This is a genomic window from Methylocaldum sp. 14B (genome assembly GCF_002005105.1).
GTDB lineage: Bacteria > Pseudomonadota > Gammaproteobacteria > Methylococcales > Methylococcaceae > Methylocaldum.
Map to the genome: position 1 here is coordinate 60,672 of NZ_MSCV01000016.1, position 14,931 is coordinate 75,602.

Sequence of the window (14,931 nt, forward strand, 5' to 3'; positions counted from 1 at the left end):
GGTCGTATAGTCGCCACATGGCTCGAATCGGCAACAAACAGATTACTCGCGAAAAGCTTTTGGACCAGGGTGTTGCCATGCTCATGGAGCATGGCTATCACGGCACCGGTCTACAGGACTTGCTGTCCAGCGTTCAGGTTCCGAAGGGATCGTTTTACAACTACTTCTCTAGCAAGGAGGAGTTCGGGGCGGAAGTGGTCCAGCACTACATAGAGCCATTCATTCGACAATTGGGCGATTACCTGAGTCGGCCGGAGTTGGATGCGCTGTCCGCGATGAAACGTTATTTCTGCGATTTGATCGCAGAATTGGAGCGGAGACAGTTCAAAGGAGGATGTTTACTGGGCAACCTGATCGGCGAGATCGGAGATACCAACGAGACCTGTATGGCCGCTCTCCGGGATGCCTTTCATCGTTACAGGGATAAGTACACGGAAGGTTTAGCTCGCGCCCAGGCGGAAGGAACGATACGCGCCGATCTGTCGGCCGAATTGATGGCGGACTTGCTTGCTGATGGCCTGCAAGGCGCTTTGCTGCGAATGAAAGTCGAGCAATCCGTACGTCCGTTGGAGGTCTGTTTGAGCCATTTGCTCGACGACTATTTCAAACCCAAGAGTGACTAAAAACCAAGAGGTTATGCGATGAAAAAGCAACGGATAAGAGAAAAGAATCTGGTTCGGGCGGTTCGGGGCATGACGCTGGGATTGGCATCCGGACTGGTTTTGGCTGGAATCGGCATGTCCCCCGTCCAGGCGGATGAGACCTGTCTGTCGCCTTATATGGCGAAAATCACGGGGCAGGAAGATTACGTATACGTTTGGACCCTGGGTGCGACGGGTGTCGGCGACGAGCAGGACAAGCTGGTGACCGTGGACATCAATCCGAAGTCGCCCAAATACGGGAAGGTAGTGGACAGTCGCTCTGTTGGCGGACGTAACGAAGCGCACCATTCCGATTTTACCGACGACCGGAATTATCTCTGGGCTGGCGGGTTGGACACCAGCAAGATTTTCATCTTCGACGTCCATAGCGATCCAGCCAAGCCCAAGCTGCATAAAACGATTACCGATTTCGTCGCGAAAAGCGGCGGCGTGGTCGGGCCTCACTCGTTTTACGCTTTGCCGGGACGGATGCTGATCACGGGGCTCTCGAACAACAAGGATCACGGCGGACGGACGGCGATGGTGGAATACACCAACCAGGGCGATTACGTGGCGACTCACTGGGTGCCCACCGACAGCGATCTGCGTGGTGCCGTGAAGACGGGCAAGTATGCCGACGGCTACAACTACGACGTGCGTGCGCTGCCGAGGCGCAACGTGCTGGTTTCCTCGTCCTTCACCGGATGGAACAACTACATGATGGACTTCGGCAAGATGCTGTCCGACAAGGAGGCGATGAAGCATTTCGGCAATACGGTGGTCGTCTGGGATCTTCACAGCCGCAAGCCTAAGAAGGTGTTCGACGTACCGGGTTCGCCCCTGGAAGTGCGTTGCGCCTGGGAAGAAAACCACAACTACTGCTTCACCACGACGGCACTCACCTCCAAGATCTGGCTGATCTACGAAGATGACAAGGGCGAGTGGCAAGCCAAGGAAGTCGCGGATATCGGCGATCCCTCGAAGGTGCCGTTGCCCGTCGATATTTCGATCTCCAACGACGACAAGCGGCTTTGGGTGAATACCTTCATGGACGGCAACACCCGGGCATTCGATATCTCGAATCCGCACAAACCGGTGCAAATCTACGAGAAGCACATCGGCGCGCAAGTCAATATGGTGTCGTCGAGCTGGGACGGGAAACGGCTTTACTACACTTCGTCGCTGCTTGCCAACTGGGACAAGAAGGGCAAGGACAATGAGCAGTACCTGAAGCTCTATCACTGGGACGGCAAGGAGTTGAAAGAGCAGTTCGCTATCGACTTCTACAAGGAAAAGCTCGGACGCCCGCACCAGATGCGTTTTGGCGCTTACTCGCTGTATAAGAGCGTGGCCGAAGCAAAGCCGGCGGAGATTTTCGCGGAATTTCAGCGTCGCTGATGTGATGTACTTCGTAGCGGCCATCACGCGGCTCCGAAGTGCCGACGGTTTTTTGACGACTTTTGCTTACTTTCTCAATGAGAGGAGGCTGACATGCCCAAGTATCTAATCGAACGCGATATTCCTGGAGCGGGAAAACTGTCCGATCAGGATTTGCATGCCATTTCGCAGAAATCGTGCAGCGTGTTGAACCGCTTGGGGCCGCAAATCCAATGGCTGCAGAGCTATGTCACCGATGACAAGGTCTATTGCGTCTATATCGCGCCCAACGAGGAAATGATCCGGCAGCATGCCCAAGAGGGCGGCTTCCCGGCCAATCGGATTTCGGAAATCAAGACGGTAATCGATCCGACGACCGGCGAGTGATGAGGGGCGTGGGAACGGCTCCGACCGTTCCCACGCCTGCTTCGACTACTTGACCCGCATTCCCGGCTGCGCGCCTTCGTCCGGGATTAAAACGAACGGTCCTCCGCGTTCGTCGCTCGCGGCCAGCACCATGCCTTCCGACAGACCGAACTTCATCTTGCGCGGCGCGAGATTCGCGACCATCACGGTCAGTTTTCCTTCCAGTTTCGCCGGATCGTAGGCCGATTTGATGCCCGCAAACACCGTCCGGGTTTCGCTGCCGATATCCAGAGTCAGCTTCAACAGCTTGTCGGCGCCTTCCACGTGCTCCGCTTTGGCGATGCGGGCGATGCGCAGATCGATCTTGGCGAAGTCGTCGATCGATATGGTGTCGGCGATCGGTTGAATCGCGTGTTGCTGATGCTCGGCGTGACGCTGCTGGGAATGAGGTTCCGGCTGGACGGCGGCTTGCAGGTTCTGTTTGTTGGCTTCCACGAGTGACTCGATTTGTTTAGGGTCGATGCGAGACATTAGGTGTTGATAAGGCTTGATAACGTGCCCTTCCGGCAAGAGAGTGAACGCGTCCTCCCATGTAAGTGGTGGAATGTTAAGAAACGCCTCTACGTTTGAGACCAAACCAGGCAGCACTGGTTTTAGGTACAGGGAGAGTAATCTAAAGATGTTGATGCAGACGGAGCTTACTTGATGTAATTCCTGGCTGGGGCCGGCCTTGGAGAGTTTCCAAGGTTCTTTAACGCTAACGTATTTGTTGGCAATGTCTGCCAGTAACATAATTAGGCGCAAGGCTTGATTAAATAGCCGCGCATCATATAGTCGGATCAACTCCTTTGATGCGGCTTGAAAATCCCGAAGCAAAATCTCAGGACTGCCGAGCCTAGTGAGCCATTCTGCTTCCTCTTCGAAAACCTTTCGAATATAACTCTCCGAAAAATCGTCCCGCTCGAACTCACGATTTGTAATAGCGGCGAAAGATTGCTCAAGTTTTTGATGGGTTGGTTCAGGGATATTTGCTAAGCGACCATTAAACGAATTAGTGATAAATGCAGCTGTCCGGCTGGCAATATTGACGTACTTCCCAACCAAATCACTATTCACCCTCGCCACGAAATCTTCCAAGTTGAGATCGATGTCCTCCATCGTCCCATTCAGCTTGCAGGCGTAGTAATAGCGCAGCCATTCGGGGTTCAAGCCCTGCTGGAGATAACTTTCCGCCGTGATGAAAGTGCCGCGGGATTTGGACATTTTCTCGCCGTTCACGGTCAAGAAGCCGTGGGCGAAGATCTTGGTGGGAGTGCGGAAATCCGAGTGTTCCAGCATCGCCGGCCAGAACAGCGCGTGGAAATAGAGAATGTCCTTGCCGATGAAGTGGTAGAGCTCGGTACTCGAATCCTTGTTCCAATATTGGTCGAAATCGAGATTCAGCCGCTCGCACAGGTTCTTGAAGCTGCCCATGTAGCCGATGGGAGCGTCCAGCCAGACATAGAAGAATTTGCCCGGCGCGTCGGGGATTTCGAATCCGAAATAGGGCGCGTCGCGGGAAATGTCCCAGTCGGAGAGCCCCGCCTCGAACCATTCCGCCATTTTGTTGGCGGCTTCGGTTTGAAGTGGGGGTTCGGGAGTGAGTTGCCCGGTTGTCCATTTGCTTAGGAAATCATGGCAACGCGAATCCGAAAGTTTAAAAAAGTAATGCACCGACTCCTTCCGCACCGGAGCTGCGCCGGAAACGGCGGAATAGGGGTTGATTAGGTCGGTCGGCGAATAGGTTGCACCGCAGGCTTCGCAGGAATCGCCGTACTGGTCCTTGGCATGGCACTTTGGGCACTCGCCCTTGATAAAGCGGTCCGGGAGAAACATTTCCTTGACCGGATCATAGTACTGCTCGATCGAGCGGTCCTCGATCAGCTTTCGTTCTTTCAGCCGACCGTAAATGGTTTCGGCTAACTGCCGGGTTTCCTCCGAATGGGTCGAGTAATAGTTGTCGAACTCGATGTGAAAACCGGTAAAGTCCCTAAGATGCTCGCCATGGACCCGTCGAATCAGTTCCTCCGGGGCGATGCCTTCCTTTTCGGCCCTGAGCATGATGGGCGTGCCGTGGGTGTCGTCGGCGCAGACATAATGGCAGGTGTTGCCGCGCATCTTCTGAAATCGCACCCAGATGTCGGTTTGTATGTACTCGACCAGATGGCCCAAGTGAATGGGGCCGTTGGCATAGGGTAGGGCGCTGGTGACGAGGATCGTTCGATGGGTGGTCATGTGGCGAAATTCAATGTTTTCTTGGGTCGCAAAATTATCCCACATTTCGGCCGAGCGTTCAGAGGCGCATAGCCACGGCGGACGCCGTAGAGTGGGGCTCCGAACCTGGTGCGTCGCCAGTCGAAGAAGCCTTTGATCCGTTAAGCTTCGCGGCCAATTGTGTAGAATAACGCCTTATTTGGCCCGAGATGCCGGAGATTCGAATGCCGCTGACTCAATCCGATGTTGAGAATGCCCTTAAGACCTTGGTGGATCCCGATCTGGAGCGGGATTTGGTATCGACCAAGTCGATCAAGAAAATCGAAATAGACGACTCCCGGATTCGGGTGAAAGTGGCTCTGGGTTACCCGGCGGCCAGTTTCCACGCCGAACTCAAGAATCTGATCGAACAAAAGCTCCGTGCGGAAACCGGCGCGACCGAGGTGACGGTGGAAATCGTTACGGAGATCGTTTCCCACTCGGTCCAGAAGAATCTAAAGCCGATGCCCGGCGTCAAGAACATCATCGCGGTCGCTTCCGGCAAAGGCGGTGTCGGGAAATCGACGACCGCCGCGAATCTGGCGCTGGCATTAGCGGCGGAAGGTGCGCGAGTCGGTATTCTGGATGCCGACATTTACGGACCAAGCCAACCGCTCATGCTGGGGATTTCCGGGCGCCCGGATACCGAAGGCGGAAACCGGTTGATCCCGATGGTCGCCTACGGCGTTCAATCCATGTCCATCGGTTATCTGATCGAGGAGGACGCACCGATGATCTGGCGCGGCCCCATGGTGACCGGTGCCTTGCAACAATTGCTCAAGGACACCAAGTGGGACAACCTGGATTATCTGATCATCGACTTGCCGCCCGGTACCGGCGATATTCAATTGACGCTGGCGCAGCAGATTCCCGTGTCAGGCGCGATCATAGTAACCACGCCTCAGGACATTGCGTTATTGGATGCCCAGAGAGGCCTAAAGATGTTCGAAAAGGTGGGGGTGCCGGTCTTGGGGATCGTAGAAAACATGAGCATTCATATTTGTTCGAATTGCGGCCATGCCGAGCCGATCTTCGGCGAAGGCGGCGGTGACAAGATGGCCCAAAAATACGGCGTCGAGCTACTCGGTTCTCTGCCGCTCGACATCAGCATCCGGAAGAACGCGGACGGCGGCCATCCCACGGTCGTCGCCGAGCCGGACAGCAAGCCGGCGCAAATCTACAAGGACGTGGCCCGTAAAATGGCGGCCCGATTGGCTTTGAAGGCGAAGGATTACAGTGCGCGTTTCCCCACTATCACCATCGTCAACGACTAGCATGGGCATCAAATCAGACCGCTGGATCCGTCGCATGGCGGAAGAATATGGGATGATCGAGCCCTACGAGCCGCAGCAAGTAAGGGAGGTGCAGAATTCCCGCGTCATTTCCTACGGAACATCGAGTTACGGCTACGACATTCGCTGTTCGAGCGAATTCAAGATCTTCACCAACATCAACTCCGCGATAGTAGACCCGAAAAATTTCGACGAAAACAGCTTCGTCGACGTGAGCTCGGACGTGTGCATCATCCCGCCCAATTCCTTCGCCTTGGCGAGGACCGTCGAATATTTCCGCATTCCGCGCGACGTGCTGACCATATGTCTCGGCAAGTCCACCTATGCCCGCTGCGGAATCATCGTCAACGTGACGCCGTTGGAGCCGGAGTGGGAAGGGCATGTGACCCTGGAGTTTTCCAATACCACGCCGCTGCCCGCCAAAATCTACGCCAATGAAGGGGTGGCCCAGGTGCTGTTCATCGGTGCGGACGAGATTTGCGAAGTTTCTTACAAGGATCGTGGCGGGAAGTATCAGGGACAGACCGGCGTGACCTTGCCCAAGACATAATAATTCGAGCAGGTATCGGTAGCTGTTTTCGAGACAGAGATTTCCAGAATTTATTGAGAGAAGACTATGGCCGACGTGTCCGCATTGTTCGCGGAAGCTCAAACCTACATTCCGGGCGGTGTGAATTCGCCGGTTCGTGCGTTTAAAGGGGTCGGCGGAACCCCTATCTTCGTGGAGCGCGCCGAAGGGCCTTACCTGTTCGGTGCGGATGGACGCCGCTATATCGACTATGTCGGCTCCTGGGGGCCCATGGTTGTCGGGCACGCTCATCCTGAAGTCTTGAAAGCCGTGCACGATGCCGTGGATCGCGGGCTGAGCTATGGCGCTCCTACGGCTATCGAGACCGCGATGGCGAAAAAACTGTGCGAGCTGGTGCCTTCGTTGGACATGGTGCGGATGGTCAATTCCGGCACCGAAGCGACCATGAGCGCCATCCGCCTGGCGCGCGGCTACACGGGTCGTGACAAGATCGTCAAGTTTGAAGGTTGCTATCACGGGCATTCGGATTCCCTTCTGGTCAAGGCGGGTTCCGGGGCGCTGACTCTGGGCGTGCCGAGTTCGCCCGGCGTTCCGGCCGGTTTGGCCGAACACACGCTGACCCTCCCGTTCAACGACGGCGACGCGGTGCGCGAGGTGTTTTCGCGTTTCGGCGGAGAGATCGCCTGCATCATCGTGGAACCGGTCGCCGGCAACATGAACTGCGTGCCGCCGAAATCGGGCTTCCTGGAAACCCTGCGGGAGGTCTGCGATGCCCACGGATCGGTACTGATCTTCGACGAAGTCATGACCGGATTCCGCGTGGCGCTGGGCGGAGCGCAGGCGCATTACGGCATCTCGCCCGATTTGACCACGCTCGGCAAAGTCATCGGCGGCGGCATGCCGGTCGGCGCCTTCGGCGGGCGGCGCGACATCATGGAAAAGCTGGCTCCGCTAGGTCCCGTTTATCAGGCGGGTACCTTATCCGGCAATCCCGTGGCCATGGCGGCGGGATTGAAGACCTTGGAACTGATTTCCGCGCCGGGCTTTTTCGATCGCTTGAGCGAAAGAACCCGCTATCTGATCGAGGGCTTGCAGGAGCGGGCGTTAAAGGCCGGAATTCCATTTGCGGCCAATTGGGTCGGCGGCATGTTCGGTCTCTTTTTCACCGAGGAGAAGGCCATCGACAGTTTCGAAAAAGTCATGGGCTGCGATCAGGAGCGCTTCAAGCGCTTTTTCCACGCCATGCTGGACGAAGGCGTTTATCTCGCTCCGTCCGCGTTCGAGGCCGGCTTCGTCTCGGCGGCCCATGATTTTGACGTTCTGGATCAAACCCTACAGGCGGCGGAGCGCGTCTTTAATCGACTTTGAGCTTTGAAACGATTTACGCATGGATCGCACTGCATCCCCACCACGCCGGCCTAGCGGTCTTTTTGATTGCCATGGCCGAATCCTTGGCAGTGGTGGGGCTAGTGGTTCCCGGCGTCGCCATGATGTTCGCCGCCGGGGCGCTCGTAGGCGCTGGAGCTCTTTCCTTTGCTCCGACCTGCGCTTACGCGATAGCCGGAGCGGTAGTCGGCGACGGGATCAGCTTTTGGCTGGGATGGCGTTATCGCGATCGCTTATCGTCTCTGTGGCCGTTTACGCGCTATCCGGGAATGATCAACCGCGGCATCGATTATTTCCACCGCTACGGGGGACGCAGCGTGCTGTTCGGGCGTTTCGTCGGTCCGGTCCGCGCAGTGATCCCCTTGGTGGCGGGCATGCTGACGATGCCGGCGCGGCGGTTCGTTTATATCAATGTGTTGTCCGCCGTTCTCTGGGGTCCCGCATATTTGCTGCCGGGCATGGCCTTCGGCGCATCCCTCGATCTGGCGTCAAAGGTGACCGGACGCTTGGCCGCCCTATTGATTGCGTTGCTAGTGGTCCTATGGTTCGGGGCCTGGTTGAGCAAGCATCTTTATCTTTACTTCCAGCCCCGGGCGCACCAGCTCATTCTGGCGACGTTCGACCTTAGCCGAGAGCACCCCCTGCTGGGACGTCTCACCGCTCCCCTCATCGATCCTGAGCAACGCGATTACGCCGGCCTATCGGTGTGGGCGGCGATTTTGGGCCTGTCTGGTTTGCTGGCCTGCTTCTTGGTACCAGCCGATTCGGTGCCCGTGTCCTTGGAAGCCTGGCGAACTCCTTGGTCCGATTATGCCTTGATCGTGTTCGAGGAATTGGGCGAGACCTTGTCCGTGTCGGTTTTCTCGGCGGTCGTGCTCGGCTGGTTATTGATCCGGAAGCAAGCTGTCGCCGCGGCGCATTTCCTGGGAGCGCTGATTTTCGCGTTGGCGCTCGGAACGGTCTGCCGTTTCGTTGACGATAATCCGCTGATCGATAGTCATGTCCTGAACGGCGGCGCGGTGTACGGTTTTGCGGCAGTGTTGACCGCGGACAGCGCGACGCCGCGTTGGCGCTGGTTGATTTACTCCGGGGCGACCCTGCTGGTCACCGTTATCGCGTTCGCTCGCGTCTATGCCGATACGGGCGAGTTTCTCGCGGCTTGCTTTACTCTGTCGATGGTTCTGATCTGGCTGGTCCTGCTGGGGGTGGCCTATCGGCGCCATCGGCACGGCGATGTACCGATCAGAGGCTTGATCGGGATCGTGATGGTTTCCCTAGTGGGCATCGGGGCGGTTGTTTGGTATAGCCACTCGCTGGAAGAGTTTTACTATCGGCGACCGCTTCTAAGCGTAAGCGAGGAGCACTGGCTCGAACAGGGCTGGCGGTTTTTGCCGGCCTACCGGGTGAAGACGATCGGCCGATCCGAGCAGGCGCTCAGTGTTCAATGGGCATCGTCGATCGATACTATCCATTCGGATCTGGTTAAACTTGGCTGGCAAGAGCCGAAGCCTTTGACACCGACCCAGGCGCTGCACTTTCTGAATCCTCAGACCGGAATGGCGGACTTGCCGGTTTTACCTCACTTCAACCAGATCGATGTGGATACTCTTCGTATGATCAAGGCGACTTCCGACGGGCGGTGGTTGATCGTTCGTTTCTGGCCGAGCGGACAACAGTTGCAGCCGGGAGCCATCCCAATCTGGCTGGGAAGTGTCGCCTTTTTGGAGGAGCGTAATGTCTTCGGTATCCTGAAGTTGTCCGAAGAGGCAGTCGACGGTACGGACGCACTCAACATCTTGACCGATGATCTCCTGTCGCTTCGTCCGTTCGTCCTGAGAACGAGCGAGAACGATCAGGTCGTCGTGTTGCTTCCCCCCAGTAAATCTCGATGATCAGGTCTTTTTTCCGGGCAGCGTGGGCCGATGGATAATACACATTGGGTGGCGAATATCGATAAGCTGCCGCCTTCTCTGATTCTGGCTGTCGGCATGCTTTTGGGACTGTCCGTCGGATGGCTGATAGCGTCTTTGCGCCACAGAGGACATCATCCGGAATTGTGCCGGCGATTGACTGAGGAGCAGGCGCAGAAAATTGCTGAATTGTCGGAAGAGCTGGCTGATCGCCAAGATCGAGTCTATTCGTTGAGCACGGGGCTGGCCGTCGCTGAAGAAAAAGCGGGACGCATCCCGCTACTGGAAAGCAGACTGGCCGAAACAAGCCAGCAGCTTACGGCCGCGCGGACGGAATGCGCCGAACTCAGGACGCGCCTCGAGAACGAAGAGAAAAACACCGAAGGAAAGCTGGCGCTGCTTCGTAACGCGGAAGTTCAACTGTTCACCCAGTTCGAAAATCTGGCGCAGAAAATACTCGAGGAAAAGACGCAGAAATTCACCGAACAGAACAAGAGCCAACTCGACGGCGTTTTGACGCCGTTTCGCGAACAGCTCGGCGATTTCCGAAAGAAGGTGGACGAAATGCATCTCCACGACGCGAAGGACAGGGCATCTCTGCGCCAGGAGATCGAGAACCTTCGCTTGCAGACCCAGCGTATCAACCAGGAAGCGGTCAATCTGACTCGCGCGTTGAAAGGCGACAAAAAATTGCAAGGCGCCTGGGGGGAACTGATTCTGGAGCGGGTGTTGGAGCAGTCCGGCTTGCGCAAGGGCATCGAATACGAAACTCAAGGCGGTTATCGCGACGGCGAAAATCGCTTATTTCGACCCGATGTCATCGTGCACCTGCCGGAAGGCAAGGACATCATCATCGATTCCAAGGTCTCGCTGGTGGCTTACGACCGCTGCTGTTCTCTGGACGACGGACCGGAGCGGGAGTCGGCGGTGCGCGAGCATGTTCTGGCCGTGCGTAACCATATCAAAACCTTGGCGCAGAAAGATTATTCCGGCTTGAATGGGCTGCGCTCTCTGGATTTTATTCTGCTGTTCATGCCGATCGAGTCGGCTTTCATGCTGGCCTTCCAGCACGACGACAAGCTGTTCTCGGATGCGTTCTCCAGCAATATCGTAGTGGTGACCCCGACCACCTTGCTGGCTACTTTACGTACCATAGAAAACATCTGGCGCTACGAGCGGCGGAATGAAAATGCGAAGTTGATCGCGGACAAGGCGGGCTCGATTTACGACAAATTGCGCGGATTCGTGGAAGACTTGGAAAAATTGGGCACCCAGCTCAGCAGCGTCCACAAGACTTATGACGACGCGATGAATAAACTTACCCGCGGGCGCGGCAATTTAATCCGGCAGGCGGAAAGTTTTGTGGAACTGGGCGCAAAAGTGAACAAACGGCTCCCAAAAAGTATTTTGGAGAAAGTCGATCTGGACGTCGAAGACGACATGTACGCCGCGCTAAAGCTGGAACTTCCGGCAATCGGGGAGACGAGCGAATCGTCCGAAGGATGATTATACGGCTTGTTTTGAGCTGAACGGCTTGGATCGGCTTGAAGGAGGGGCTTTTCTTGCTCCTTCAGCGCTTCATCATGTCGAAGAACTCGGCGTTAGTCTTGGTGTCCTTCAGTTTGCCCAGCAGGAATTCGCTGGCTGCCATTTCGTCCATCGGTTGCAGGATTTTGCGTAAAATCCAGCATTTTTGCAGTTCGTCCGCCGGAACGATGTATTCCTCGCGGCGGGTTCCGGATCGGTTGATATTGATGGCCGGATAAACGCGCTTCTCGGCGATTTTCCGCTCGAGATGCAATTCCATATTGCCGGTGCCCTTGAATTCTTCGTAGATCACTTCGTCCATGCGCGACCCGGTATCGATCAGTGCGGTAGCGATGATCGTGAGGCTGCCGCCTTCCTCGATGTTACGAGCGGCACCGAAAAAGCGCTTGGGACGTTCCAGGGCGTTGGCGTCCACGCCGCCGGTCAACACTTTGCCCGAGGACGGGATCACTGTGTTGTAAGCTCGGGCGAGGCGGGTGATAGAGTCGAGAAGGATGACGACATCGCGCTTGTGCTCGACTAGGCGCTTAGCTTTTTCCAGGACCATCTCCGCCACTTGCACGTGACGCGCCGGCGGTTCGTCGAAGGTGCTGGATACGACTTCGCCCTTGACGCTGCGCTGCATCTCGGTGACTTCTTCCGGCCGTTCGTCGATCAGTAGGACGATCAGGTAACATTCAGGGTTCTTTTCGGCGACCGAATGGGCGATGTTCTGGAGGATCATGGTCTTGCCGGCTTTCGGCGGCGACACGATCAAGCCGCGCTGCCCTTTGCCGATCGGTGCGACCAGGTCGATCACCCGAGCGGTCAAATCCTCGGTGGTTCCGTTGCCGATCTCCAGTTGCAGGCGTTCGACAGGAAATAAGGGAGTTAGGTTAGAGAATAAGATCTTGTGCTTGGCGTTTTCCGGCGGCTCATAGTTGATTTGCTCGACCTTGAGCATTGCGAAGTAGCGCTCGTTGTCCTTGGGCGGACGAATCTTTCCGGAAATCGTGTCTCCGGTTCGTAAGCTAAATCTACGAATCTGACTGGGCGAGACGTAAATATCATCGGGTCCGGCCAAAAAGGAGCTGTCGGCGGACCTCAGAAAGCCGAATCCGTCGCTCAGGATTTCCAATACCCCGTCGCCGTAGATATCTTCCCCGCTTTTGGCCTGTTTTTTCAGGATCGAAAAGATCAAATCCTGTTTGCGCGTTCGAGCAACGCCTTCGATGTCGAGTGATTCAGCGATTTCGATGAGTTCGGAAACGGGTTTGCGTTTAAGATCGGTCAGATTCATAGACGTTAGTGAAGAGCAGATGTAAATGATCTAAGGAATTGCGCTCGTATGAGAGACGAGCTTGGAGAGAACGGCCGGAAGTGGCCCGGTTAAGAGGACGACGTTAAGAGTTACACCAAAGTTAGCACAGGCGTGCGAGGCCGTCTAGTCAGAACCGGCCCGCACATGCCGGATGCTCAAATATTGGCGTCAAGGAATGCAGCCAGTTGCGATTTGGCCAAGGCTCCTACCTTAGTGGCTTCCACTTCGCCGTTCTTAAACAAAATCAGCGTTGGAATTCCGCGTACGCCGTAGCGCTGGGGCGTTCCAGGATTGTCGTCGATATTGAGCTTGGCGATCGTCAGCTTACCTTCATAATCCCCAGCGACCTCCTCCAGAATAGGTGCAATCATCTTGCAGGGACCGCACCATTCGGCCCAGAAATCGACTAGTACAGGGCCGCTCGCTTTGAGGACCTTATCCTCGAATTCGGCATCGGTAACTTGAAGTATGCGTTCGCTCACAATGAACTCCTCACGGTCTCAACGGGGAAATTGGAAGGGACTGGGGCGCCAACGGCCAGTACGAATGGGAATGGTGCAGCTTTCCCTTGCGTACGTGCATTTCAGCTTAAACGAATGACAATTTCAAGCCCCATGGTTCCGTACGTAAATTGCCTTCGGTAAACACCGGAATCGGCTCGCGGACGGACGGGCAAATGGGGGCGACGGACTTGTTTCGGGGATTGGCGCCGCGGTCGATTTCAGCTTGGAGGCATTAGCTCGCGAAAGTCCTCAATGGCGTCGAATTCGACGATGTTTCTTGGAGGTTGCCGGCTATCGGGTTTCTTCACGGCAACTACGTGCCGGATGCCAAATTGGCGGGCGGCGTGTAATACGGTCACGCTGTCGTCGACCAGTAGCGTCTTATCCGCCGAAAAGGGTTCTATGGCGCTAAGGGCTTTCCAAAAGCCGGGATGCTCCTTCGGAAATCCGAATGCATGCGAAGAGAAGATTTCGTCAAAAAAACCATGGAGGCAGGTTCGCTCCAACTTCAAACCCAAGCTTTTCGGGTGTGCGTTGGTTACCAGCACCAAACGCTTTTCGGCTTTGCGTACGGCATCGAGGAAGTCGGTGACATGAGGTAGTATCGCTATCAGTCCCGCGATTTCGGCTTTTAAGCCTACGATGTCCAGGCACAAACGATCAGTCCAGTAATCCAGGCAGTACCATTCGAGTCGTCCCTCGGTTTCCTTGAACCGGGGTGTCAATTCGGCTTTGGCTTCCGCGACCGAAAGTCCGTGCCGTTCGGCGTAACGCAGCGGAACGAATTCGAGCCAAAAGTGGTTATCGAAATTCAGGTCCAACAGCGTGCCGTCCATATCGAGAAACACGCTGCTAATGTTTCGCCAATCGATCATGGTTTAATATTTTACTCGGTTGCTTTCAGTCATTATCTTCGATTCCCTCCATTCAGCGTATCCAGTGAGTAGCTGCGGATTTCAAGCCATGCCCCTCAGAAAAGAACCCTCCCGCTTTCTCGAGACCGTAGTCGCTCTCGCCAAGGAGTCCGGGCGTCGTATCCTCGAGATCTACGGATCGGATTTCCGCGTCGGCGTAAAAGAAGATAGTTCGCCGCTCACCGCGGCCGATCTCGCTTCCCATCACTGTCTGGTCGAAGGGCTCGCGGCTTTGCGTCCGGCCTATCCGATCATTTCGGAAGAATCCAAAAGTTTGCCGTTCGAGGAACGATGCGACTGGGAGACCTTTTGGCTGATCGATCCTCTGGACGGTACCAAGGAGTTTATCAAACGAAACGGCGAGTTCACCGTCAACGTGGCCTTGATTCATCGTCATCAACCAGTGCTCGGCGTAGTGTACGCACCGGCGAAAGACCTTTGCTACTTTGCATCCGAGGGATGCGGCGCCTACAGGCAGATCGACGATTCGCCCCCGCAAAACATCGAAGTGACGACGAGTGCTCACTATCCGCTGAGAGTGGTCGGTAGTCGCTCGCACCAGACAGAGGAATTGGCAATCTACCTGACCCGACTGGGCGAGCATGAACTGATGTCGATCGGCAGTTCTCTGAAACTCTGCTGGGTGGCGGAAGGCGCGGCGGATCTCTATCCCCGCATCGGTCTGACCTCCGAATGGGATACCGCGGCGGCGCATTGCATAGTGAAGGAAGCCGGTGGCGAGGTGACCGACTTGCGCGGTCAGCCACTGCTTTACAACACCAAGCCGTCGCTGCTCAATCCTTATTTTCTGGTATTCGGCGACAAATCCAGAGACTGGTACAGATACGCGGGCGGCATAGAGGGCTGACGCGC

At 55.9% G+C, this 14,931-nt stretch carries 13 protein-coding genes; 9 read left to right on the plus strand and 4 right to left on the minus strand.

What is annotated here, in order from left to right; translation table 11 throughout:
• The first annotated feature begins 17 nt into the window (after nucleotides 1-17).
• From B2A78_RS13225 to B2A78_RS13235, 3 genes are all read left to right on the plus strand, one after another.
• Nucleotides 18-623: a TetR/AcrR family transcriptional regulator gene (locus B2A78_RS13225; protein WP_077730472.1), complete on the plus strand. Its 606-nt coding sequence runs from the start codon at nucleotides 18-20 to the stop codon at nucleotides 621-623.
• Between the two features lie 69 nt (nucleotides 624-692).
• The gene (locus B2A78_RS13230; RefSeq protein WP_168175420.1) at nucleotides 693-2,039 is read left to right on the plus strand and encodes a selenium-binding protein SBP56-related protein; all 1,347 of its coding nucleotides are present in this window, start codon (nucleotides 693-695) and stop codon (nucleotides 2,037-2,039) included.
• 93 nt (nucleotides 2,040-2,132) lie between these two features.
• Nucleotides 2,133-2,405 carry a DUF4242 domain-containing protein gene (locus B2A78_RS13235; RefSeq protein ID WP_077730474.1) on the plus strand — a complete coding sequence of 91 codons (273 nt, stop codon included), beginning with the start codon at nucleotides 2,133-2,135 and terminating at the stop codon, nucleotides 2,403-2,405.
• A 45-nt stretch (nucleotides 2,406-2,450) separates the two neighbouring features.
• Here the strand turns inward: B2A78_RS13235 and metG are convergent, their stop codons facing one another.
• Nucleotides 2,451-4,703: a methionine--tRNA ligase gene (gene metG, locus B2A78_RS26620; RefSeq protein WP_276205395.1), complete on the minus strand. Its 2,253-nt coding sequence runs from the start codon at nucleotides 4,701-4,703 to the stop codon at nucleotides 2,451-2,453.
• 158 nt (nucleotides 4,704-4,861) lie between these two features.
• On the opposite strand from metG, the gene apbC reads away from it, so the two are divergent.
• The 5 genes from apbC (at nucleotide 4,862) to rmuC (ending at nucleotide 11,299) form a co-directional block, all read left to right on the plus strand.
• Nucleotides 4,862-5,950, plus strand: coding sequence for an iron-sulfur cluster carrier protein ApbC (gene apbC / locus B2A78_RS13245; protein WP_077730476.1), 1,089 nt, complete (start codon nucleotides 4,862-4,864; stop codon nucleotides 5,948-5,950).
• A gap of 1 nt (nucleotide 5,951) precedes the next feature.
• Nucleotides 5,952-6,518, plus strand: coding sequence for a dCTP deaminase (gene dcd, locus B2A78_RS13250; RefSeq protein WP_077730477.1), 567 nt, complete (start codon nucleotides 5,952-5,954; stop codon nucleotides 6,516-6,518).
• A 66-nt stretch (nucleotides 6,519-6,584) separates the two neighbouring features.
• Nucleotides 6,585-7,865: a glutamate-1-semialdehyde 2,1-aminomutase gene (hemL, locus tag B2A78_RS13255; protein WP_077730478.1), complete on the plus strand. Its 1,281-nt coding sequence runs from the start codon at nucleotides 6,585-6,587 to the stop codon at nucleotides 7,863-7,865.
• Nucleotides 7,862-9,775, plus strand: coding sequence for a VTT domain-containing protein (locus B2A78_RS13260; protein ID WP_077730479.1), 1,914 nt, complete (start codon nucleotides 7,862-7,864; stop codon nucleotides 9,773-9,775). The genes hemL and B2A78_RS13260 overlap by 4 nt, the downstream gene beginning before the upstream one ends.
• A gap of 30 nt (nucleotides 9,776-9,805) precedes the next feature.
• A complete protein-coding gene (rmuC, locus tag B2A78_RS13265; RefSeq protein WP_240502523.1) occupies nucleotides 9,806-11,299 on the plus strand; it encodes a DNA recombination protein RmuC in 1,494 nt (497 codons plus the stop codon).
• Nucleotides 11,300-11,363: 64 nt separating this feature from the next.
• Here rmuC and rho read toward each other — a convergent pair whose 3' ends face one another.
• The 3 genes from rho to yrfG form a co-directional block, all read right to left on the minus strand.
• Nucleotides 11,364-12,620: a transcription termination factor Rho gene (gene rho / locus B2A78_RS13270; RefSeq protein WP_077730480.1), complete on the minus strand. Its 1,257-nt coding sequence runs from the start codon at nucleotides 12,618-12,620 to the stop codon at nucleotides 11,364-11,366.
• Nucleotides 12,621-12,796: 176 nt separating this feature from the next.
• Nucleotides 12,797-13,126, minus strand: coding sequence for a thioredoxin TrxA (gene trxA / locus B2A78_RS13275; protein ID WP_077730481.1), 330 nt, complete (start codon nucleotides 13,124-13,126; stop codon nucleotides 12,797-12,799).
• Between the two features lie 236 nt (nucleotides 13,127-13,362).
• Nucleotides 13,363-14,019 carry a GMP/IMP nucleotidase gene (yrfG, locus tag B2A78_RS13280; RefSeq protein WP_077730482.1) on the minus strand — a complete coding sequence of 219 codons (657 nt, stop codon included), beginning with the start codon at nucleotides 14,017-14,019 and terminating at the stop codon, nucleotides 13,363-13,365.
• Between the two features lie 88 nt (nucleotides 14,020-14,107).
• Here yrfG and cysQ point away from each other — a divergent pair, with 88 nt between their 5' ends.
• On the plus strand, nucleotides 14,108-14,926 hold the full coding sequence (cysQ, locus tag B2A78_RS13285) for a 3'(2'),5'-bisphosphate nucleotidase CysQ (RefSeq protein ID WP_077730483.1): 819 nt from the start codon (nucleotides 14,108-14,110) through the stop codon (nucleotides 14,924-14,926).
• Nucleotides 14,927-14,931: the final 5 nt, after the last annotated feature.

Coding starts and splice junctions, on each gene's coding strand:
- hemL (WP_077730478.1), top strand. CDS start 6,585: ATGGCCGACGTGTCCGCATTGTTCGCGGAAGCTCAAACCTACATTCCG.
- B2A78_RS13230 (WP_168175420.1), top strand. CDS start 693: ATGACGCTGGGATTGGCATCCGGACTGGTTTTGGCTGGAATCGGCATG.
- B2A78_RS13235 (WP_077730474.1), top strand. CDS start 2,133: ATGCCCAAGTATCTAATCGAACGCGATATTCCTGGAGCGGGAAAACTG.
- rmuC (WP_240502523.1), top strand. CDS start 9,806: ATGGATAATACACATTGGGTGGCGAATATCGATAAGCTGCCGCCTTCT.
- metG (WP_276205395.1), bottom strand. CDS start 4,703: ATGTGGGATAATTTTGCGACCCAAGAAAACATTGAATTTCGCCACATG.
- B2A78_RS13225 (WP_077730472.1), top strand. CDS start 18: ATGGCTCGAATCGGCAACAAACAGATTACTCGCGAAAAGCTTTTGGAC.
- rho (WP_077730480.1), bottom strand. CDS start 12,620: ATGAATCTGACCGATCTTAAACGCAAACCCGTTTCCGAACTCATCGAA.
- cysQ (WP_077730483.1), top strand. CDS start 14,108: ATGCCCCTCAGAAAAGAACCCTCCCGCTTTCTCGAGACCGTAGTCGCT.
- apbC (WP_077730476.1), top strand. CDS start 4,862: ATGCCGCTGACTCAATCCGATGTTGAGAATGCCCTTAAGACCTTGGTG.
- dcd (WP_077730477.1), top strand. CDS start 5,952: ATGGGCATCAAATCAGACCGCTGGATCCGTCGCATGGCGGAAGAATAT.
- yrfG (WP_077730482.1), bottom strand. CDS start 14,019: ATGATCGATTGGCGAAACATTAGCAGCGTGTTTCTCGATATGGACGGC.